Origin of the sequence: Agrobacterium sp. 10MFCol1.1, assembly GCF_000381165.1 — a bacterium.
Taxonomy (GTDB): Bacteria; Pseudomonadota; Alphaproteobacteria; order Rhizobiales; family Rhizobiaceae; genus Agrobacterium; species Agrobacterium tumefaciens.
On the sequence record NZ_KB906073.1, the window covers coordinates 616,718 to 637,737 of the forward strand.

16 protein-coding genes are annotated in these 21,020 nt (G+C 59.7%); 3 read left to right on the forward strand and 13 right to left on the reverse strand.

The features are described from left to right. The first annotated feature begins 67 nt into the window (after nt 1–67). The gene (locus F617_RS0107610) at nt 68–742 is read left to right on the forward strand and encodes a response regulator transcription factor (protein WP_019564927.1); all 675 of its coding nucleotides are present in this window, start codon (nt 68–70) and stop codon (nt 740–742) included. After that, a complete protein-coding gene (locus F617_RS0107615) occupies nt 739–2,094 on the forward strand; it encodes a HAMP domain-containing sensor histidine kinase (protein WP_019564928.1) in 1,356 nt (451 codons plus the stop codon). The genes F617_RS0107610 and F617_RS0107615 overlap by 4 nt, the downstream gene beginning before the upstream one ends. A 181-nt stretch (nt 2,095–2,275) precedes the next feature. Here F617_RS0107615 and F617_RS0107620 read toward each other — a convergent pair whose 3' ends face one another. Genes F617_RS0107620 through gltB form a run of 3 tightly spaced genes read right to left on the reverse strand, consistent with a single transcriptional unit; the run spans nt 2,276 to nt 8,658 of the window. Beyond that, a complete protein-coding gene (locus F617_RS0107620) occupies nt 2,276–3,730 on the reverse strand; it encodes a glutamate synthase subunit beta (protein WP_003511464.1) in 1,455 nt (484 codons plus the stop codon). Nucleotides 3,731–3,745: 15 nt separating this feature from the next. Next, complete coding sequence (locus tag F617_RS28305) at nt 3,746–3,904, reverse strand: hypothetical protein (RefSeq protein WP_155846257.1); 159 nt, start codon at nt 3,902–3,904, stop codon at nt 3,746–3,748. 8 nt (nt 3,905–3,912) lie between these two features. Then, nucleotides 3,913–8,658, reverse strand: a complete 4,746-nt coding sequence (gene gltB / locus F617_RS0107630) for a glutamate synthase large subunit (RefSeq protein WP_003511466.1) — start codon at nt 8,656–8,658, stop codon at nt 3,913–3,915. Between the two features lie 371 nt (nt 8,659–9,029). On the opposite strand from gltB, the gene F617_RS0107635 reads away from it, so the two are divergent. Beyond that, on the forward strand, nt 9,030–10,082 hold the full coding sequence (locus F617_RS0107635) for a low specificity L-threonine aldolase (protein WP_019564929.1): 1,053 nt from the start codon (nt 9,030–9,032) through the stop codon (nt 10,080–10,082). A gap of 36 nt (nt 10,083–10,118) precedes the next feature. Here the strand turns inward: F617_RS0107635 and F617_RS0107640 are convergent, their stop codons facing one another. The 10 genes from F617_RS0107640 to F617_RS0107680 all read right to left on the reverse strand — a co-directional run bounded on the left by F617_RS0107640 (nt 10,119) and on the right by F617_RS0107680 (nt 21,015). Continuing rightward, nucleotides 10,119–10,808, reverse strand: coding sequence for a response regulator transcription factor (locus F617_RS0107640; protein ID WP_003511468.1), 690 nt, complete (start codon nt 10,806–10,808; stop codon nt 10,119–10,121). A gap of 18 nt (nt 10,809–10,826) precedes the next feature. Next, nucleotides 10,827–13,529: a sensor histidine kinase KdpD gene (locus tag F617_RS0107645; protein WP_019564930.1), complete on the reverse strand. Its 2,703-nt coding sequence runs from the start codon at nt 13,527–13,529 to the stop codon at nt 10,827–10,829. A gap of 54 nt (nt 13,530–13,583) precedes the next feature. Further along, the gene (gene kdpC, locus F617_RS0107650) at nt 13,584–14,150 is read right to left on the reverse strand and encodes a potassium-transporting ATPase subunit KdpC (RefSeq protein WP_025595364.1); all 567 of its coding nucleotides are present in this window, start codon (nt 14,148–14,150) and stop codon (nt 13,584–13,586) included. 11 nt (nt 14,151–14,161) lie between these two features. Beyond that, complete coding sequence (gene kdpB, locus F617_RS0107655) at nt 14,162–16,246, reverse strand: potassium-transporting ATPase subunit KdpB (protein ID WP_019564932.1); 2,085 nt, start codon at nt 16,244–16,246, stop codon at nt 14,162–14,164. Nucleotides 16,247–16,290: 44 nt separating this feature from the next. Then, the gene (locus tag F617_RS28665; protein WP_162995269.1) at nt 16,291–16,455 is read right to left on the reverse strand and encodes a hypothetical protein; all 165 of its coding nucleotides are present in this window, start codon (nt 16,453–16,455) and stop codon (nt 16,291–16,293) included. A gap of 9 nt (nt 16,456–16,464) precedes the next feature. Further along, the gene (kdpA, locus tag F617_RS0107660) at nt 16,465–18,168 is read right to left on the reverse strand and encodes a potassium-transporting ATPase subunit KdpA (RefSeq protein ID WP_003511472.1); all 1,704 of its coding nucleotides are present in this window, start codon (nt 18,166–18,168) and stop codon (nt 16,465–16,467) included. A 33-nt stretch (nt 18,169–18,201) separates the two neighbouring features. Next, nucleotides 18,202–18,291, reverse strand: coding sequence for a K(+)-transporting ATPase subunit F (gene kdpF / locus F617_RS26925; protein WP_003511473.1), 90 nt, complete (start codon nt 18,289–18,291; stop codon nt 18,202–18,204). A 12-nt stretch (nt 18,292–18,303) separates the two neighbouring features. Next, entirely contained in the window at nt 18,304–18,441 is a 138-nt protein-coding gene (locus tag F617_RS28310; RefSeq protein ID WP_003497749.1) for a hypothetical protein, read from the reverse strand. Between the two features lie 166 nt (nt 18,442–18,607). Continuing rightward, nucleotides 18,608–19,561 carry an asparaginase gene (locus F617_RS0107675; protein ID WP_019564933.1) on the reverse strand — a complete coding sequence of 318 codons (954 nt, stop codon included), beginning with the start codon at nt 19,559–19,561 and terminating at the stop codon, nt 18,608–18,610. Beyond that, nucleotides 19,558–21,015, reverse strand: a complete 1,458-nt coding sequence (locus F617_RS0107680) for an amino acid permease (protein ID WP_019564934.1) — start codon at nt 21,013–21,015, stop codon at nt 19,558–19,560. The genes F617_RS0107675 and F617_RS0107680 overlap by 4 nt, the downstream gene beginning before the upstream one ends. Between the last annotated feature and the right edge of the window lie 5 nt (nt 21,016–21,020).

Consider the following 21,020-nt stretch of genomic DNA (forward strand, 5'->3'; position numbering starts at 1 on the left):
TTATCCGATGCCCCCGCGCCCCTTCCTCTCCGGGAAGGCGCACGCCAGACACTGCCGAGAACAATTCATGCGCCTGCTGCTTGTTGAAGACGAACGCGAAATGGCAGCAGCCCTTTCCGCCGCCCTGCACCGGTTCGATATCATCGTGGACAATGTCGGCACGCTCGATCTTGCCCGGCATGCGATCATGGACGGTGTTCACGATCTTGTCGTACTCGACCGGCAATTGCCCGATGGCGATGGCATCCAGCTTATAGAAGATCTGCGTCTGCTGCCCGTCACACCGCCCGTCATCGTGCTGACCGCGCAAGGCACGCTTGCGGATCGGGTGAACGGCCTGAACCTTGGTGCGGACGATTATCTGGCCAAGCCCTTCGCTGTCGAGGAACTCCTTGCTCGCATCCGCGCCCTGATGCGCCGGCCGGCCGGCAGCGTGACGATGACGACGAAACTGGGCAAGCTGGAATTTTGCTTCGAAACCCGTGAAGTCCGCATCAAGGGAGAGTTTATTGCCCTGACCAGACGCGAATTGCTGATCCTTGAGGCCCTGTTGCGTCGGCAGGGCAGAACGGTGCTGCGATCGGTACTGGAAGAGGCGGTTTATAATTTCGACGATGAAATCCAGTCGAATGCGCTTGATTCCCATATCTCCCGTCTGCGCCGCAAATTGCAGGCAGCGGATGCGGGTCTGGAGGTTCACGGTATTCGCGGCGTCGGTTATCTGCTGAGGGCGGCCTCATGAAATCGGCCGGAAGGAAATCGCTCAAGCGACGCCTGACCATTCAATTGCTGCTTTTCCAGATCGGCAGCCTTTTCATCGTCACTGCCGCCTTCGTCGCTTACCTGTCCAGCGGCGCCTCGGGCAGCGCCCTTCTCAGCCCGGCAGCGGCCCAGATTACAGCCAATGCCATCATGCGTGACAAGGATGGCCGGCTGATGCTTGACGAAACAAATGAATTTGTCGAGCTGCGCGACAGCATGCCCGGTTTCTGGTTCGTTGCGGTCAGCGAGAAAGGTGAGATCGTGCAGGGTGGGCCGGTGCCTGAGGCCTTTAGCAACATGGATCAACAGCTTAGCGACGTCAAAGTGTCGGACGTACGCGATGCGGCATTGTCCTACTCCTATCTTGCTGTCTTGCGAATCGCCGTCGTGCGTCGTGCATCGGGACCGGCGGGCGAATTCGTTATGGTCGGCAAGGGCGGAGCCTTCAGTATGGCATTCCCCGTCCTGCTGTTCTCCAACATACTGATCATGCCGATCCTCCTTATCATGTCCATTGTGACAATCGTGACCATTCCATGGATCATCCGTCGGGAATTTTTCGCACTTTCCGCTATTGCGCGAACGGCGGAAAGCATCGACATCGACAAGCGCGGATATCGATTGCCGGATGGCGATATTCCATGGGAGGTGCAGCCGCTCGTGCATGCCGTCAACGGCGCGCTGAAACGGCTGGACGATGGTTACGAGCGGCACAAGCGCTTCATTCTCGACGCCGCCCATGAATTGCGGACCCCTGTCGCCATTCTCCAGACCCGTGTCGAAACGTTGCTGGACGGACCGGACCGGAGCCGGATATTAGCCGATGCCAGCCGCATCGCCGTGCTTGCCGAACAGTTGCTCGATCTGCAACGACTTGGCGGGCAAAAGGCGCCGCTTATTCCACTAGATCTTGTTGGCCTCTGCCGGTCTGTCGTCGCTGATATGGCTCCGCTTGCAATCTCTCAAGGCTACGAACTTTCGTTCGAGCCGGACGAAGAGCCGATCCTCGCCCTTGCCGATGACGCCTCGCTGCAACGCGCCCTGATGAACGTCGTGCAAAACGCCATAGAACATGGCGGCAATCGCGGAACGATCACCATAAAAGTGGGGGCCAACCGCGTGATCGACATATCCGACGAAGGCAACGGAATTCCCGAAGAGGACCGGGAAGCCGTGTTTGACGCATTTCACCGGTTGATACCGAAGGATCGCGGTACCGGGCTCGGTCTCAATCTCGTGCAGGAAATCGTCCGCTACCATGGAGGCGAGATCAGCATCAGTGATTCCCCATCTGGCGGCGCCTCCTTCCGCATCAGCCTTCCCTATTGCTGAAACGAATCCTGTCTTCGGAAGCACGTAATGTCATTGCAATTCTCAGGCGCGATATGTTGCCCATCCCCCTGAATGCGAAACCTCCATCGCGTTTCGGTTCTCCAGTCAAACGAAAGGCCTGTTGTAAAATACAACAGGCCTTTTTGTTTTCGTTACGACGGCTTGCGCCGCATCAACTCGCTCAGCGCGGAAGGACGGTTGCGCCCATCAGCTCTTCGTCAATCGCACGTGCGGCCTGACGGCCTTCGCGGATTGCCCAGACCACCAGCGACTGGCCACGGCGAACGTCGCCTGCCGCCCATAGCTTGTCGACCGAGGTCTTATAGTCCGTTTCGTTGGCGATCACGTTGGTGGAACCGCGACGATCGGTGTTGAGCGACAGCTTGCCATCCATTTCCTTCAGCACGCTATCGGTGAAAGGACCGGAGAAACCGATGGCGATGAAGGCAAGATCAGCCTTGATGATGAATTCCGTACCGGCAATGGGCTTGCGCCGGTCGTCCACCTGACAGCACTTCACACCCGTCAAAACGCCGTCTTCACCGACGAATTCAAGCGTGGCAACCTGGAACTCGCGAACGGCACCTTCTGCCTGCGAAGAAGAGGTGCGCATTTTCGTTGCCCAGAATGGCCATACGGCGAGCTTGTCTTCCTTTTCCGGCGGCATCGGGCGGATATCGAGCTGGGTGACTTTAACCGCACCCTGACGGAAGGCCGTGCCGACGCAGTCAGACGCCGTATCGCCACCGCCGACGACGACGACATGCTTGCCGCCGGCGAGGATCGGATCGGCCGGCCAGCCGATGCTGTCGATGTTTTCGCGGCCAACGCGGCGGTTCTGCTGCACGAGATAGGGCATGGCGTCGTAAACGCCATTGAAATCGGCGCCACCGATGCCGGCCGGGCGCGGAGTTTCCGAACCGCCGCAATAAAGAACCGCATCGTGATCAGCCAGAAGCGCTTCGACCGTTACATCCACGCCGACGTTGACGCCGCAATGGAAGGTAACACCTTCACCCTTGATCTGCTCGACACGGCGGTCGATGAAGTTCTTCTCCATCTTGAAATCCGGAATACCGTAACGCAGCAAACCGCCGGGCTTCGATTCACGCTCGTAAACGTGGACCTCATGACCGGCGCGGCCAAGCTGCTGCGCTGCCGCCATGCCGGAAGGACCGGAACCGATGATGGCGACCTTCTTGCCGGTGTGGATCGTCGCCGGCTTCGGCACGATAAAGCCCAGCTCGTAGGCCTTGTCGGCAATCGCCTGCTCGACGGTCTTGATGGCGACCGGTGCATCCTCGAGGTTCAGCGTGCAGGCTTCCTCGCAGGGTGCCGGACAGACGCGGCCGGTGAATTCCGGGAAGTTGTTGGTAGAATGGAGGTTGCGGATCGCCTCTTCCCAATTGTTGTTATAAACCAGATCGTTCCAGTCGGGGATCTGGTTGTGCACGGGACAGCCCGTCGGGCCGTGACAGTAGGGAATGCCGCAATCCATGCAGCGCGCCGCCTGCTTCTGCACCTCGGCATCCGACATCGGAATGGTGAATTCGCGGAAATGGCGGATACGGTCCGATGCGGGCTGATACTTGCCCACCTGCCGGTCGATCTCAAGAAAACCTGTAACCTTGCCCACGTTTATGTCCTCACATCAAAGCGGAGCGCCTGTCGGGCCCCAGTACCAGTAAGCGAAACCGAAAGCCGCCCCCAATACGATGAATTCAAATCCGGTCTCGCCGCTTGTCCAATAGATCACCATGGGAACGGCGACCGCGATCATCAGCGAGACCAGTTGGTGTAGTATCCTCACGCGGCGGATTATTCCGCCGCGACGCCCATGCGCATGCGCTCCATTTCCTCAAGCGCACGACGGTATTCGACCGGCATGACCTTTCGGAATTTCGGACGGAACTCGCTCCAGCGGTCGAGTATATCCTTGGCGCGTGCAGAGTTGGTGTAGTGGAAGTGATTGGAAATCAGCTGGTAGAGCCGCTCCTCGTCGTGACGTGTCATGTCCTCGGAGACGTCAACGCGTCCCTTGTGCATGAGGTCGCCACCGTGATGGTGCAGCTTCTCGAGCATGTCGTCCTCTTCCGGAACCGGCTCCAGCTCGACCATGGCCATGTTGCAGCGGGTGGCGAAATCGCCCTTCTCGTCGAGAACGTAAGCCACGCCACCGGACATGCCGGCTGCGAAGTTGCGGCCCGTCTCGCCGAGCACCACGACAATACCGCCCGTCATATATTCGCAACCGTGGTCGCCGACACCTTCGACAACCGCGACCGCGCCGGAGTTGCGCACTGCAAAGCGCTCACCCGCAACACCACGGAAATAGCACTCGCCGGTGATGGCGCCGTAAAGAACGGTGTTGCCGACAATGATCGAGTTTTCCGCGACGATACGGGTGTTTTCCGGCGGGCGCACGATGATGCGGCCACCCGAAAGACCCTTGCCGACATAGTCGTTGCCGTCACCCACCAGATCGAAGGTGATGCCGCGAGCGAGAAACGCCCCGAAGGACTGACCGGCCGTGCCGCGCAGCGTCACGTGGATCGTATCGTCCTTCAGACCCTTATGGCCCCAGCGCTTGGCAAGCGCGCCTGACAGCATGGCACCGGCGGAACGGTCGACGTTCTTGATCGGCACTTCGAAAACGACAGGCTCGCGGTTTTCCAGCGACGGTAGCGACTTCTCGATCAGCTTGCGATCGAGAATATCGTCGATCGGGTGCTTCTGACGCTCGGTCCAGAAGGTTGCCTCTTTGGGAGCCTCTACCTTGTGGAAGATGCGGCTGAAATCCAGACCTTTGGCCTTCCAGTGCGCCAGCATCTCATCCTTTTCGAGAAGTTCGGAAGCGCCGATGATCTCGTCCAGCTTGGTAACGCCAAGCGAGGCGAGGATTTCGCGCACTTCTTCAGCCACGAAGAAGAAGTAGTTGATGACGTGTTCCGGCGTGCCCTTGAAGCGCTTGCGCAGAACCGGGTCCTGCGTTGCGACGCCAACGGGGCAGGTGTTCAGATGGCACTTGCGCATCATGATGCAGCCCGCAGCAATCAGCGGCGCGGTGGCAAAGCCGAATTCATCCGCACCAAGCAGCGCGCCGATGATGACGTCGCGGCCGGTCTTCAGACCACCATCCACCTGCAGCGCTATGCGCGAACGAAGGCCGTTCAGCACCAGCGTCTGCTGGGTTTCGGCAAGGCCGATTTCCCAGGGCGAACCGGCATGCTTCAGCGACGTCAGCGGCGAAGCACCGGTGCCGCCATCGAAACCGGCGATGGTGATATGGTCGGCGCGCGCCTTGGCGACACCCGCCGCAACCGTGCCAACGCCCACTTCCGACACCAGCTTCACAGAAACATCTGCTTCCGGGTTGACGTTCTTCAGGTCGTAGATCAGTTGCGCCAGATCTTCGATGGAGTAGATATCGTGGTGTGGCGGCGGCGAAATGAGGCCGACGCCCGGCGTGGAGTGACGGGTCTTTGCAACCGTGGCATCCACCTTGTGGCCGGGCAGCTGGCCGCCTTCGCCGGGCTTGGCACCCTGCGCGACCTTGATCTGCAACATGTCGGCATTGACGAGATATTCCGTCGTCACACCAAAGCGGCCGGATGCGATCTGCTTGATGGCGGAACGCTCGGGGTTCGGCTTGCCGTTCAGAAGCGGCATGTAACGGTCGGATTCTTCGCCGCCTTCGCCGGTGTTGGACTTGCCACCGATGCGGTTCATCGCAATCGCAAGCGTCGTATGCGCCTCGCGGCTGATCGAGCCGAAGGACATGGCGCCCGTCGAGAACCGCTTGACGATATCGACCGCCGGTTCGACGTCGTCGATGGAAACCGGCTTGCGGCCGAGCGCTTCCGCCGATTTGACCTTGAACAGGCCGCGAATGGTGTTCATGCGCAGCGCCGTCTCATTCACCATGTCGGCAAATTCACGGTAGCGCTCCTGGCTGTTGCCGCGCACGGCGTGTTGCAGCGAGGCGACGGCATCCGGCGTCCAGGCGTGGCTTTCGCCGCGCATGCGATAGGCATATTCGCCGCCGATATCGAGCGTGTTGGCAAGGATCGGATCCTTGCCGAAAGCCGCTGTGTGGCGCGTTACGGTTTCTTCGGCGATCTCGGTCAGACCCACGCCCTCGATGGAGGTGGCGGTGCCGAAGAAATACTTCTCGACGAATTCCGACGACAGGCCGATGGCGTCGAAAATCTGCGCGCCGCAATAGGACTGGTAGGTGGAAATGCCCATCTTGGACATGACCTTGAGGATGCCCTTACCCACCGCCTTGATGTAGCGATAGACGACTTCGTCGTCCGACACTTCCTTCGGGAAGGCGCCGTGCTTGTGCATGTCGAGCAGCGTGTCGAAGGCGAGGTAGGGGTTGATCGCCTCCGCGCCATAGCCAGCGAGCAGACAGAAATGATGGATTTCGCGCGGTTCGCCGGTTTCAACGACGAGGCCGACCGAGGTGCGCAGACCCTTGCGGATCAGGTGGTGATGCACAGCAGCCGTCGCCAGCAGCGCGGGGATCGCAATCCGGTCCGGGCCGAGCTGGCGGTCGGACAGAACGATGATGTTGTAACCACCGCGAACAGCGGATTCAGCCCGCTCGCACAGGCGGTCGAGCATGTCAGGCATGCCTTCGGCGCCGCGCTCCACATCATAGGTGAAGTCGAGCGTCTTGGTATCGAAACGGTCTTCGGTGTGGCCGATGGAGCGGATCTTTTCCAGATCGCCATTGGTGAGGATCGGCTGGCGCACTTCCAGACGCTTGGCACGGGCCGCACCCTCGTGATCGAGAAGGTTCGGGCGTGGGCCAATGAACGAAACGAGGCTCATCACCAGTTCTTCGCGGATCGGATCGATCGGCGGGTTGGTCACCTGCGCGAAGTTCTGCTTGAAATAGGTGTAAAGCAGCTTGGACTTGTCCGACATGGCCGAAATCGGCGTATCGGTACCCATCGAGCCGATGGCTTCCTGGCCCGTTGTTGCCATCGGCGACATCAGGAGCTTGGTATCTTCGCTGGTGTAACCGAAGGCCTGCTGGCGATCGAGCAACGACACGTCACGCCGCAGCGCCCGTGGCTCCACCGGCTTCAGATCCTCAAGAATGAGCTGGGTGCGGTCTAGCCAGGTGCGATAGGGGTGCTTGGCAGCAAGCTCGTGCTTCACGTCCTCGTCGGAAATGATCGAGCCCTTTTCCATGTCGATCAGCAGCATCTTGCCGGGCTGCAAACGCCACTTCTTGATGATGCGTTCTTCCGGAACCGGCAGCGTGCCGGCTTCCGACGCCATGATGACGCGGTCGTCGTCGGTGACGAGATAGCGCGCCGGGCGCAAACCGTTACGGTCGAGGGTTGCGCCGATCTGCTTGCCATCGGTGAAGGCAACGGCGGCCGGGCCGTCCCACGGCTCCATAAGCGCGGCATGATATTCGTAGAAAGCCTTGCGTTCAGCCGACATGGACAAGTTGCCCGACCAGGCTTCCGGGATCAGCATCATCACGGCATGGGCCATGGAGTAACCGCCGCGCACGAGGAATTCGAGCGCGTTGTCGAAGCAGGCGGTGTCCGACTGGCCTTCATAGGAAATCGGCCAGAGCTTGGAGATATCGTCACCGAACAGCGCCGACGAAACAGACGCCTGACGCGCCGCCATCCAGTTCACGTTGCCGCGCAGCGTGTTGATCTCGCCGTTATGGGCGACCATGCGATAGGGATGCGCGAGCTTCCAGGACGGGAAGGTGTTGGTGGAGAAACGCTGGTGCACCAGCGCAACCGCGGATTCGAAACGCGGGTCCGCCAGATCCTTGTAATAGGCCCCAACCTGATAGGCGAGGAACATGCCCTTGTAGACGATGGTGGAGGAGGACAGCGAGACGGGATAGAAATCCTGCGTTTCCTTGCCGCCGCCCTCGTCGTAGATGCGGTTGGAGAGAACCTTGCGGATCAGGAACAGCTTGCGCTCGAAGTCATGATTGGTCGCCGCATCGCGGCCGGCGCCGATGAAAACCTGAACATGGTGCGGTTCGGTGCCAGCGATATCGGGTGCCTTGGAAAGGGAAGAATTGTCGACTGGCACGTCGCGGAAGCCGAGGAACTGCTGTCCCTCCTCGCCGATCACGTCGACAATGACCTTCTTGTAGTGATCGATACGGGACGGATCGCGCGGCATGAAGATGTGGCCAACGGCATATTCGCCAGCTTTCGGCAGCGTCACACCCTGGCTCGCCATTTCCTCGCGGAAAAAGCGGTCGGGGATCTGCACGAGAATGCCCGCACCATCGCCCATCAGCGGATCAGCGCCGACAGCACCGCGATGCGTCAGGTTTTCAAGAATGAACAGGCCGTCCTTGACGATCTGGTGCGACTTCTGACCCTTCATATGGGCAACAAAGCCGACGCCGCAGGCATCGTGCTCATTGCGCGGATCGTAAAGACCCTGCTTTTCCGGCAGGCCGCCCGCGAAACGCCCCTTCGCAGAAACGGGTGCGGCCGCAGCCGCGGTGGGACAGTCTGTGGTCAGGGTTGCGGCGACGTTGTCTGCCTGCAGCTTGTTTGTCATTTTCGTCCCTCCTGCAAAATTACTTGCATGGTTTCATGCGAAGATCCGGCTCGACACGAATTTCGCTTTCCGAAAAATCCGCATTCAATCCGGCTCGACCAAATTTAGGACAGCAAAGCTGTCTCAATTCGAGAGAATTTTGGCAGAAACCCGCGGGTTTAGCAAGGGTGCGAATCCAATTAGTCGCAGTGCCGATTTGCAGCGAAGTTTCGATACTGACCCATTGCGCGAAACTTTCTTGTCACAAAACGCTTCGGGCCGTTGCTTTCATTGCCGGATTTGCCAACCGCGAGGTTAGGTCCTAGAACTTTGCGGATCATCGTCAACGCATTCCCAACACCAGCACAACAGCCATCGGAAAGCTTTCAGAGATGTTTTTTGCCTCAGACAACTGGGCCGGCGCCCACCCTGCCATCAACGAGCGCCTTTCGCGGGAATCCACCCGATTTGCGGCTGCCTATGGCACCAGCGCCCTCGACCTTTCCATAGAAAAGCGCTTCAATGAAATATTCGAACGCGAAGTGGCGGTGTTTTTCGTCGCCACAGGTACGGCGGCCAATTCTCTTTCGCTGGCAAGCATTGCCCGCCCCGGCGGCCTGACCTTCTGTCATTCCGAAGCCCATGTGATCGAGGATGAATGTGGAGCGCCGGATTTCTTCTCCGGCATGCGCATGGTTGCCGTCGAGGGACCGAACGGCAAAATGCTGCCGGAAAATCTGATCGAGCGCATTTCGCGCTATCCGCAGGACGCCGTTCATCACGGACGCGCCGCAGCGGTTACGATGACACAGGCAACCGAGGCCGGTACTGTCTATACGCTCGATGAAATCGACGCGATTGCCAAAATCGCCAAGGAGAACGGCCTGCCGCTGCATATGGACGGCGCGCGCTTTGCCAATGCGCTTGCCGCACTCGGCACCACGCCCGCCGAAATGACCTGGAAACGCGGCGTTGATGTGCTCTCTTTCGGTGGCACGAAAAACGGCTGCTGGTGCGCGGAAGCGATCGTGTTTTTCGACCCCGCGCTCGCCAAAGACTTCGCCTTCCTGCGCAAGCGCACCGCCCAGCTTTTTTCGAAGTCGCGCTTCATCGCCGCACAATTCGAAGCCTATCTGCAGGACGATCTCTGGTTGGGTCTCGCAAGCCACGCCAATGCCATGGCCAATCGGCTGCGGGCCGGCTTCGCCTCGCTTAACAGTGCCCGTCTGGCATGGCCAACCACTGCAAACGAGGTTTTCGCCATTCTGCCGAAAGCCGCCGCTGAAGCGGCAACGGAGAAAGGCGCGAAGTTCTACGACTGGCTGGTGCCCCGCGATATGCCGGAAAAGGTCGGAAAGGACGAGGTGCTGATCCGCATGGTCACCAGCTTCGCAACGACCGAGGCTGATGTCGACGAATTCCTGTCGATCTGCGCCGCCGTCTGACAAAACATTCGGGGGCGCCGTTTCTTAACGGCGCCCTCAAACCTCCTGCAGCCGGTAGCCGACACCAGTTTCCGTAAGGATATAGCGCGGCTGATCCGGAATTTTTTCGATCTTCTGGCGAAGCTGGCGTACGTAAACGCGCAAATATTGCACGTCGGTCAACTCGTCCCACACATGCTCCAGCAGGAAACGGTGCGTCAGCACCTTGCCCGCATGCTGGACCAGGACCCGCAGAATATCATATTCCTTGGGCGAGAGTTTCACCTCCCGGTCCTCCACCTTGACGATGCGTCTGACGAGATCGACCGAAAGATCGCCGGTATGAAACACCGGTCTCTCACCCTGGCTCTGAAGGCGATGGCGCAGGGCGACACGAATGCGGGCAACAAGCTCGTTCATGCCGAAAGGCTTGGTGATGTAATCGTCGGCACCCAGCTCCAGTGCCTTGACGATACCCGCCTCGTCAGTGCGGCTGGAAAGAATGATGACGGGTAGGGAAAGTCCCTCGCCCCGCCATTTCTCCAGAAGCTCGTGTCCCGACATATCCGGAAGACCGAGATCAAGGACCACGAGATCGGGCTTGTCCTCGTTCATCAACTCCATCGCGACGCGGGCATTCATCGCCTCGCTGACCGCATAGTCCTGCGTCGAGAGACCGACCCGCAAAAGTTTGCGGATCGGCGGTTCATCGTCGACGATCAGAATGCGAACGGCGGAATTGGTCATTGCCGATCTCCTTCAGCCCTAGTCATGATTCAGCACCGGCACTTCGGCGGGAACGGGCAGGCTTATGGTAAATTGCGCGCCCGTGCGACCTGATCTGTTTTCAGCGCGGATAGATCCACCCATGGCCTCGATAAACCCCTTGCAGATGGAGAGCCCGAGGCCGGTCCCGGCCTGCACATGGTCCGCCTTGCGCACACGGTAGAAACTGTCGAACACCCGCTCGGTATCATCAGGGGGAATACCCGGCCCCTCGTCGGCAACGGACAGGAAGACATGTCTGCCCTGCCGCCACCCGCGAATCTGGATTAGGGTTTGTTCGGGCGCGTATTTGGCGGCATTGTCGATCAGATTGAACAGAACCTGCTCAAAAAGCACCGGATCGACCTTCAGCATCGGCAGATCGGAGGGAATGTCCAGAACGATCTCGTGCCTGACAATTATTTTCGCCGCGCGTGAAAGCGCTGTTCCGACCATATCGCCAACAAAGTGCAATCCGTAATTCGGCTCCATCGCGCCCGAACCGATCCTCGTCATATCGAGCAGGTTGGAAATGAAGCGGTTCAGCCGTTCGGATTCCTCGACGATGGTTAGAAGCAGTTCGGTGCGCGCCTCGAGCGGAATGTCGTCGGCGAAATCCTTCAGCGTTCCGGCGGAACCCAGAATGGCGGCGAGCGGCGTTTTCAGGTCGTGGGAGATGGAGGTCAAAAGCGCGGTGCGCAGCCGGTCGGTTTCCGCCGCAAGCCTTGCCCGATCGACATCCGAAACCAGCTGGATGCGCTCGATGGCAAGTGCCGCCTGATCCGCCAGCGCATCGAAAAGCCGCTGCTGCTCAGGTGTGAAAAGCGGGCCAAGCCGGTCGTCGTCCAGCCCCACCACCCCGACGGCGCCGCTGCCGGTGCGCAGCGGCAGATAAAGGCGTTTGGCACCCGGGAGCGTATCGGCGCCCCGGCCTGCAGCCTTGTTATGTTCCCAGGCCCAGTGAGCGGCCGCAATGTCCGCATCCACGAGCGTGTCATCGGGCGGATAGCCCGCCTTGACGGTGATCGAATTGTTTTCGGGCAGAAGCAGGACGACCCTGACTTTCAGCATCGACGCCATCTGGAACGCGGTTGCCCACAATACGTCATCCAGCGTGCCGGTAACCGCGAGTTTTTTGGAAAAAAGGTACAAATCTTCCGTGGTTCGCGCACGCATCCGTGCAGCTGCGGCCTGCCGCTGCACCGCCGCAGTCAGATTTGAGGCGACAAGCGCCACACCGAGATAGAACAGCAGCGCCACAACGCTTTCGGGATCGCGGACAGTCAGGGTATAACGCGGTTCAAGAAAGAAAAAATTGAACGCAAAGGCACCAAGCAGGGAAGCATAAAGGCCAGGCCCCAGCCCTCCGCGCACGGCCGCCGCAAAAACCGCCATCAGGAACACCAGCGCCAGATTTTGAACATCAAGGGCTTGGTCAAGTACGATGCCGGCTACGATTGCCAGTCCGACAAACAGGGTGCTGTTGAGATAGGGCAGTATCGAAAACCGCGATTGAGCCGTTGCCGGCTTCACGGTCTGGACCGGCTTCTCCGCGTTTTTGTCGCCGGAAATGACATGCACGCTGATATCGCCGGCATGGTCTATCAAATCATGCGTCAGCGAACGCTGCAGAATTCTCTGCCACCACGACCTTCTGGGACGGCCGATGATGATGTGGGTGAAGTTATTGGCGTTGGCATAGGATATGATTTCGTGCGTCAGGTCGAGCGCCGGCAGTGTTACTGTCTCGCCGCCCAACTGCTGCGCGAGCCGCATGGTGCCGGCCAGCCGATCCTTCTCCGCCTCCGACAATTGCTGAGAGCGAGGCGTGTCCAGATGCAGTGCCGTCCACGGCGCGCGCAGGCGATCGGCCTGCCTACGGGCATAACGCACCAGACCGGGGCCGTTGCCGCCGTGGTCCAGACAGACCAGAACACGGTCTCCCGCAGCCCACGGCCCGGAGATGGCGTGCGACTGCATGTGGTTGAGCAATTGCTCGTCCACCCGTTGCGCTGTGCGCCGTAGCGCAAGCTCGCGCAGGGCCGTCAGATTGCCGCGCGAAAAATAGTTCTCGATGGCGCGCCGCGCGGTGCGGGGCATATAGACCTTGCCGTCCTGCAGGCGCTTGATCAGATCGTCGGGGGTGATATCGATGATCTCAACATCGTCAGCCCGGTCAATGATGCTGTCCGGCACCGTTTCGCGCACGCGGATACGGGTGATCTGCGCCACCACATCGTTCAGGCTTTCCACATGCTGAATGTTCAATGTCGTATAGACATCGATGCCCTGCGCGAGAATTTCCTGAACATCCATATAGCGCTTGGGATGCCGGCTGCCGGCCGCATTGGTGTGGGCCAGCTCATCGACCAGAACCAGCGCCGGTCGACGGGCGAGAATGGCGTCGAGATCCATCTCGTTCAGCGACTGGCCGCGATAATCAATGTTCCGGCGCGCAATGATCTCGAAACCCTGCACAAGTGTTTCGGTTTCCTTGCGGCCATGCGTTTCCACGACACCGATAATGGTATCGACACCATCTGCGAGTTTTGCCCGGCCAGACATCAGCATTTCATAGGTCTTGCCGACACCGGGAGCTGCGCCCAGAAAAATCTTCAGCCGCCCTCGCGCCTCGCGCCGGGCGTTTTCAAGCAGCGCATCCGGCGATGGTCTGCTCGGCATATCACGATTATCGTCAGGCATTTAACTCACCAGTGGACAAGCTATGGCTTCCAAAGAAGCCATAGCCATTTCAGTTCATGAGCCGGCTGCGTCAAGAGCCATGTTGAGAGCCAGCACATTTACAACGGGCTCGCCCATGAAGCCCAATTCAGGCGCCTCCACATGGGCGTCGACGACGGCGCGCAGTGACGCTTCGTTCATGCCCCTTGCCTTGGCGACACGCGAGACCTGAAAATAGGCGGCCTCAGGCGACACATGCGGGTCAAGACCGCTGCCCGATGCCGTCACCAGATCAATGGGAACCTCGGCTGCCGAATTTTCGGCTTTAGCAGCCTCGTAGTCCTGCTTCACCCGGTCGATAAGCTTTGCGCTCGTCGGTCCCAGGTTGGAGCCGGAAGACGACGCGGCATTGTAGCCGTCGCCGGCAGCTGACGGCCTGCCGTGGAAATATTTCTCGCCGGTGAAGGCCTGCCCTATCAATTGCGACCCGACAACAGTCCCATTCTTCTCGATCAGACTGCCATTTGCCTGGAAGGGAAAGATAGCCTGTGCAAGGCCCGTCATTCCAAGAGGATAGGCAAGGCCGGTGATTGCGGTGGTGGCAAGGATCAGCACCAGTGCGGGACGTAGCTGTTTCAACATTTCCATACTCCTCAGGCGAGACCAAGCGCCGTAATGGCGAGGTCAATGGCCTTGATGCCGATGAAGGGCACGATAATGCCGCCCAGACCATAGATGACCAGATTGCGCGACAGCAGCGCCCCGGCCCCGATCGGGCGGTATTTGACGCCCTTCAGCGAGAGCGGGATGAGCGCGATGATGATGAGCGCGTTGAAGATGATGGCAGACAGGATCGCACTTTGCGGTGTCGAAAGACCCATGACATTCAGCACGCCAAGCTGCGGATAGAAGGCCAGGAACATTGCCGGGATGATGGCGAAATATTTGGCGATGTCGTTGGCGATGGAGAATGTGGTTAGCGCGCCGCGCGTCATCAGCAATTGCTTGCCGATTTCGACGATTTCGATGAGCTTGGTCGGATCGCTGTCGAGATCGACCATGTTGCCAGCCTCGCGCGCTGCGACCGTGCCGGTGTTCATGGCGACACCCACATCGGCCTGCGCCAGTGCGGGCGCATCGTTCGTGCCGTCACCGCACATGGCGACGAGCTTGCCCTTGGCCTGTTCCTCGCGGATAAGCTCCAGCTTGTTTTCCGGGGTCGCCTGGGCGAGGAAATCGTCCACCCCTGCTTCCGCCGCGATGGCAGCGGCCGTCATGGGATTGTCGCCGGTGATCATCACCGTGCGGATGCCCATGCGGCGAAGTTCGGCGAAACGCTCGCGAATGCCGCCCTTGACGATATCCTTCAGCTGCACGACGCCGAGCAGCTTACCGTCGCGCACGACGGCAAGCGGTGTGCCGCCTGTCTTGGCTATCTCTTCCGCGATCGTGCGGATGTCGCGCGTTACATCCGTTTCGGTTTTAACGGCAAGCGCCGTATTGCCTTGCTGCGTAACACCGCCATCGACATAGGAAAGAACGGCATCGACAGCCCCCTTGCGAATGGAAGAGCCTTCGAAATCCACACCGCTCATGCGGGTCTGGGCGGTGAAGGGCACGAAAGTGGCGTGCAGTTTCTGCATGTCGCGGGCACGGATGCCGTATTTTTCCTTGGCGAGAACGACGATGGAACGGCCTTCCGGCGTTTCGTCGGCAAGCGATGCAAGCTGCGCCGCATCGGCCAGTTCCTGTTCGGAAACACCGGTGACGGGGCGGAATTCGGTTGCCTGGCGGTTGCCGAGCGTTATCGTGCCGGTCTTGTCGAGCAGCAGCGTGTCGACGTCGCCGGCGGCTTCCACCGCGCGGCCGGACATGGCAAGCACGTTGAAACGCACCAGCCTGTCCATGCCGGCAATGCCGATCGCCGACAAGAGAGCGCCGATGGTCGTCGGGATGAGCGTCACGAACAGCGCCACCAGCACGATGATCGGGATGGAGCCACCGGCATAGGCCGCAAAGCTCGGAATGGTCGCGGTGGCCAGAACGAAGATGAGCGTCATGCCCGCAAGCAGAATGTTGAGCGCGATTTCGTTCGGCGTCTTCTGGCGCTCGGCGCCTTCAACGAGCGAAATCATCCGGTCGAGGAAGGTGGAGCCGGCAGCAGCGGTGATGCGAACCCTTATCCAGTCCGACAGCACCTGCGTACCACCGGTGACGGCCGAGCGATCGCCGCCGGATTCGCGGATAACAGGGGCGGATTCGCCCGTTATTGCCGCTTCATTGACTGAGGCAACACCTTCGATGACTTCACCGTCGGACGGAATGATGTCGCCAGCCTCGACGAGAACGACATCGTTCACCTTGAGGCCAGCGCCAGCTACCATCGTGTATTGGCTACGATCATCACCTGTCAGAAGTTTCGCCTGGGTTTCCGTGCGGGTTTTCCGCAGCGAATCCGCCTGCGCCTTGCCGCGCCCTTCGGCTACGGCCTCGGCAAAATTGGCGAAGAGAACGGTGAACCAAAGCCACAGATTGATCTGGAAGGAAAAGCCGAGATTTGCATTGCCGATGATGAGATCGCGAACGAACAGCACGGTTGTCAGCACCGATACCGTTGCCACGACGAACATGACCGGATTGCGCGCAAGCGTGCGCGGATTGAGCTTTTTGAATGCGTCGGCAATTGCCAGAACGAGAATGCGAGAATCAAGGATGCTCGCTTGTTTGGACTGGCTCATGAAGAGACTCCAGCGTTTGAAACAGGGCGACCGATGAGGGTCGATCAGCCCGTGAGAACTTCGAGAGCGCAGACGGCGGCGAACAGAGCCGCCATCATTGCAAGAATGAGATTGGATGCGCACCAGCCGCCCGGGCCGGCGCTCCCGTGAACAGGAGCGCCAGTGCGGACAGGAAGGGTGCGGTTACGTCGGGGAGTATCCTTCGTCATGGCACCACCTCAAAATACCTGGCCGGCGGCCATGACCAGATGTTCCACGACCGGACCAAGCGCCAGGGCCGGCAGGAAGGTGAGGCCACCGACGACCACGATCGTGCCGACGAGCAGACCGACGAAGAGCGGGCCGTCCGTGGGGAAGGTGCCGGCTGATGCCGGAACGGTCTTTTTGGTAACCAGCGAGCCGGCAATCGCCAACGCCGGGATGATCACCAGAAAACGTCCCATCAACATGCCAAAACCAAGCGTGATGTTGTACCAGGTCGTGTTGCCCGTGAGGCCGCCGAAGGCAGAGCCGTTGTTGGCAGCAGCCGAGGTATAGGCATAAAGAATCTCGGAGAACCCGTGCGGTCCGGCTGTGCCGACCGACGCGACCGCCGAGGGCAGAATTGTGGCGGTGGCTGTGAAAACCAGCATGGCGAGCGGCAGGCAGAGAATGGCCAGAACCGCCATCTTCATCTCCTTGGCCTCTATCTTCTTGCCGAGATACTCCGGCGTGCGCCCGACCATCAGCCCCGCCACGAAAATGGCGATGATGATGAAGAGAAGAATGCCATAGAAACCCGCGCCAACGCCGCCGACGATTACCTCACCCAGTTGCATGTTGATGAGCGGAATGAGACCACCGAGCGCCGTGAAGCTACCATGCATGGCGTTGACCGCACCGCAGGAGGCAGCGGTGGTGATGACCGCAAAGAGCGACGAGAGTGCCACGCCGAAGCGAGCTTCCTTGCCTTCCATGTTGCTTCCGGCAAGGCCGAAGCTGTGCATCAGCGGATTTCCGGCTGCTTCCGCCCAATAGGTCACTGCAACACCGGCGATGAACAGAACACCCATGGCAGCAAGGATTGCCCAGCCTTGACGGGTGTTGCCGACCATACGGCCGAAGACGTTGGTGAAGGCAGCACCGATCGCGAAGATCGACACCATCTGGATCATGTTGGAGATGGCATCAGGGTTTTCGAACGGATGCGCGGAATTGGCATTGAAGAAACCGCCGCCATTGGTGCCGAGCATCTTGATCGCCAGCTGCGACGCTACCGGGCCGACTGCGATCGTCTGCCGCGCGCCTTCAAGCGTCTGGGCGCCGACATAAGCGCCAAGCGTCTGCGGCACGCCGAGCCATACGTAAACCAGGGTAAGCACGATACAGGCAGGCAGCAGGATGTAGAGCGTCGAGCGCACCATATCCACCCAGAAATTGCCGATGGCCTTGCCGGAAGCGCGCGCGAAGGCGCGGATTAGCCCGATTGCAATCGCCATGCCCGTCGCGGCAGAAACAAAGTTCTGCACGGTGAAACCAGCCATCTGGGTCAGATAGGACATGGTGCTTTCGCCACCATAGTTCTGCCAGTTGGTGTTGGTGACGAAGCTGACTGCCGTGTTGAAAGACAGTTCCGGCCCGACTGCTGCCATTCCTTCCGGATTATATGGCAACATACCCTGAAAGCGCATCAGGGCGTAAAGCAGGGCAAAACCGAAGAGGTTGAAGAGGAGCATGGAAAACGCATAGGTCGTCCAGTGCTGTTCTTCGCGCTCGCTTGTCCCGGCAAGGGCATACAGGCCGCGCTCGACGGGTGCGAGAACCGGCGAAAGCAGGGTGCGTTCGCCATTGAAGACTCGCGCCATATAGAAGCCGAGAGGCTTCACCAGCGCGACAACGATCCCGCAGAAAAGCAGGATCTGAAACCATCCATTGAGGGTCATGGTATTGAACTTTCAATAGCCGCCGCTTCCCGATCAGAAGCGTTCGGGGCGAATGAGAGCATAGGTGAGGTAGGCGGCGATAAAGACGGTGACGGCACCGCTCAAAACATAGTCGAATAACATCTCGACCTCCGCCTAAAGCCGGTCGCAGGCGCGCGTATAGGCAAAGCAAAGCGCGAAAAACACCGTGGCTGCACCGATCAGAATAACGTCCATCATCGATGGGACTCCTTTTTTAACCGAGGAGCCGGACAGGAAGAAAAGCGCCGTCATGTGGGACGTCGCTTTTCATTCTTTCTGGCTGGGAAGAAACACCATCCCTTCCCGCACAGAAGAATGCACCCGAACCGCATAAAGGTTCGAGACGGCCGCAGATGGAATAAAATAGGAATCCCATAGGAATTTCGATGCTCGCCAATGCGGGCATTGCAGCCGCTGCTTAAGAGAGCGAGCCGTCTTTGAACGCGGAAACGATCTTTTCCGCCGGGCTGTTGGCGGCAATCAGCGCCGCAAGCAGTATACGCGCCTGTCCGGGGCGCAGCGTTGACGAATGGATGGCACCGGCCGCGACCAGATCGTGACCACCGCCGCCACCGCCGTAACTCGCCACCAGCAGTCCTTCCGGGACCCGGCTGGAGACGACGACAGGAACGCCTCGCTCGGCACAGCGCTTCACGGCCACAGCGATGCCCGGATTGGCGTTGCCGGAGCCAAGTGCGGCAAGCACGATCCCATCCGCACCGGCCTGCAGGCTCGCCTCGATATGGGCGGCATCACAACCGGGATAAATGGCAACGATATCAACCCGCAGATCGGCGAGGGGCACAGCAAGCTCCAGCGCTGCGGCATGGGCCGCCGGCCGCGCAGAGCGGAACGCATCCGCCGCATCCGCGCTCAGCTTGTACAGCCCCCATGCCGGCAGACATCTGCCGCCGAAGGATAAAAGCACGCCGCGTTCGGCATTCGTCTGATCAAGCGCCGTTTCTATGGCCGCGGCCAGATTGGACGGCCCGTCCGCATTCGGATGGTCGGCTGTAAACTGTGCGCCGGTGAAGACAACCGGCTTGGTGGTGGCATGCTGCAAATGCACGAGCAGCGATGATTCTTCCATCGCATCGGTTCCATGCAGAACGACGACACCGGTGACAGCGGGATCATTGAGCTCCACGCCTACCGCATCGCTGATGCGCTGCATGTCGGCCAATGTCAGGCTGGAGGAATCCTTCGCCATCAGATCGACCGGCTTCAGCCTCGCGTTGATTTGCGGAACCAGTGCAAGCAAGTCTTCACCCGAAAGGCTTGGTGTGCTGGCGCCATCGGCGCCGCGCCTGCTGGCGATGGTACCACCGGTGGCGATGACCGCCACCAGTGGAGCTTCACCATGCCCGCTCAATGCGATGCTCCCGCGCCTGCACGTTCGCCGGCCAGACGGTGGATACGGTCGCGCAGCATATACCAGCCGATGACCAGCGCCGGGATGATGACCAGCAGCGAAGCGATGGTCCACGAGCCGACAGGGTAATCAAAAGCCATCAGCACCAGCACGCCGAACAGGAAGACGAGTGTGAGAATGCCAGTGTAAGGCGCACCGAACATGCGGAAATCCGGGCGAGCCAGTTCGCCGCGCCTGGAAAGCTGCCACAGTTTGAGCTGGCAGAGCACGATGACGGCCCATGCGCAGATGATGCCGAGCGCCGACAGGTTGAGTGCAATTTCGAAGGCCGCAGCTGGCACGACGGCGTTCAGCGCCACACCGAGAACGGTGACGGCGGCGGTCACCGCAATACCGCCATAGGGCACGCCAGCCTTGTTCATCTTTGCCAGCGCTGCCGGCGCCGATCCGGAGACCGCCATCGAATGAAGAATACGGCCGGTAGAATAAAGCCCGGCATTGAGCGAAGACAACACGGCGGTTAGCACCACAAGGTTCATGATCACATCCGCACCCTGAACACCGATGGAACCGAAGAAGGTAACGAAGGGGCTCTCGCCAGCCTTATAGGCGGTATAAGGCAGAAGCAGCGTGAACAGCAATACCGAGCCGACATAAAACACCACGAGGCGCAGCACCACGGCGCGGATGGCGCGGGGCATGACTTTGCGCGGGTCTTCGGTTTCCCCTGCCGCCGTGCCGATCAGTTCGATCGAGGCGTAAGCGAACACTACCCCCTGAATGATGACGAAGGCGGGAAGAATGCCGTTCGGGAAGAAGCCGCCATTGTCGGTGATAATGCTGAAGCCTGTCACATGCCCTTCAATGGGCGTGCCAAAGATGACGAAATAGACGCCAACGACGAGGAAGATCGCAAGCGCCAGCACCTTGATCAGGCTGAACCAGAACTCAAGCTCGCCAAAAACCTTCACCGACAGCATGTTCATCGCCAGCACGACCAGAAGTGCCGTAAGTGCAAACACCCATTGGTCGATGCCCGCCAGCCAGGGGACGTAGTGCTTGAAGAAGTTCATATAGAGCGCAACGGCGGTCACATCGGCCACCGAGGTCATTGCCCAGTTCAACCAATACATCCAGCCGGCAAAGAAAGCCATCTTCTCGCCATAGAACTCGCGGGCATAGGACACGAACGAGCCGGAACTCGGGCGATGCATGATAAGTTCGCCAAGTGCACGCAGCACCAGAAACGCAAAGAAGCCGCAAAGCGCATAAACGAACACCAGCGCCGGACCGGCCTGCGCCAGCCGTCCACCGGCGCCCAGGAACAGCCCGGTGCCAATTGCGCCACCAATCGCGATCATCTGGATCTGACGCGGTTTGAGTGCCTTGTGGTATCCGAGGTCTTCTTCCGTGAAGACCTCGCGTTCGGCAGGTGCCGTTTTTACAGATTTCATTGATA

Excerpts from the sequence above, each read along its gene's own strand:
- F617_RS0107610 (WP_019564927.1), top strand. The coding sequence starts at position 68 with ATGCGCCTGCTGCTTGTTGAAGACGAACGCGAAATGGCAGCAGCCCTT.
- F617_RS0107615 (WP_019564928.1), top strand. The coding sequence starts at position 739 with ATGAAATCGGCCGGAAGGAAATCGCTCAAGCGACGCCTGACCATTCAA.
- gltB (WP_003511466.1), bottom strand. The coding sequence starts at position 8,658 with ATGACAAACAAGCTGCAGGCAGACAACGTCGCCGCAACCCTGACCACA.
- F617_RS0107635 (WP_019564929.1), top strand. The coding sequence starts at position 9,030 with ATGTTTTTTGCCTCAGACAACTGGGCCGGCGCCCACCCTGCCATCAAC.
- F617_RS0107640 (WP_003511468.1), bottom strand. The coding sequence starts at position 10,808 with ATGACCAATTCCGCCGTTCGCATTCTGATCGTCGACGATGAACCGCCG.
- F617_RS0107645 (WP_019564930.1), bottom strand. The coding sequence starts at position 13,529 with ATGCCTGACGATAATCGTGATATGCCGAGCAGACCATCGCCGGATGCG.
- kdpC (WP_025595364.1), bottom strand. The coding sequence starts at position 14,150 with ATGTTGAAACAGCTACGTCCCGCACTGGTGCTGATCCTTGCCACCACC.
- kdpB (WP_019564932.1), bottom strand. The coding sequence starts at position 16,246 with ATGAGCCAGTCCAAACAAGCGAGCATCCTTGATTCTCGCATTCTCGTT.
- F617_RS28665 (WP_162995269.1), bottom strand. The coding sequence starts at position 16,455 with ATGACGAAGGATACTCCCCGACGTAACCGCACCCTTCCTGTCCGCACT.
- kdpA (WP_003511472.1), bottom strand. The coding sequence starts at position 18,168 with ATGACCCTCAATGGATGGTTTCAGATCCTGCTTTTCTGCGGGATCGTT.
- kdpF (WP_003511473.1), bottom strand. The coding sequence starts at position 18,291 with ATGTTATTCGACTATGTTTTGAGCGGTGCCGTCACCGTCTTTATCGCC.
- F617_RS28310 (WP_003497749.1), bottom strand. The coding sequence starts at position 18,441 with ATGACGGCGCTTTTCTTCCTGTCCGGCTCCTCGGTTAAAAAAGGAGTC.
- F617_RS0107680 (WP_019564934.1), bottom strand. The coding sequence starts at position 21,015 with ATGAAATCTGTAAAAACGGCACCTGCCGAACGCGAGGTCTTCACGGAA.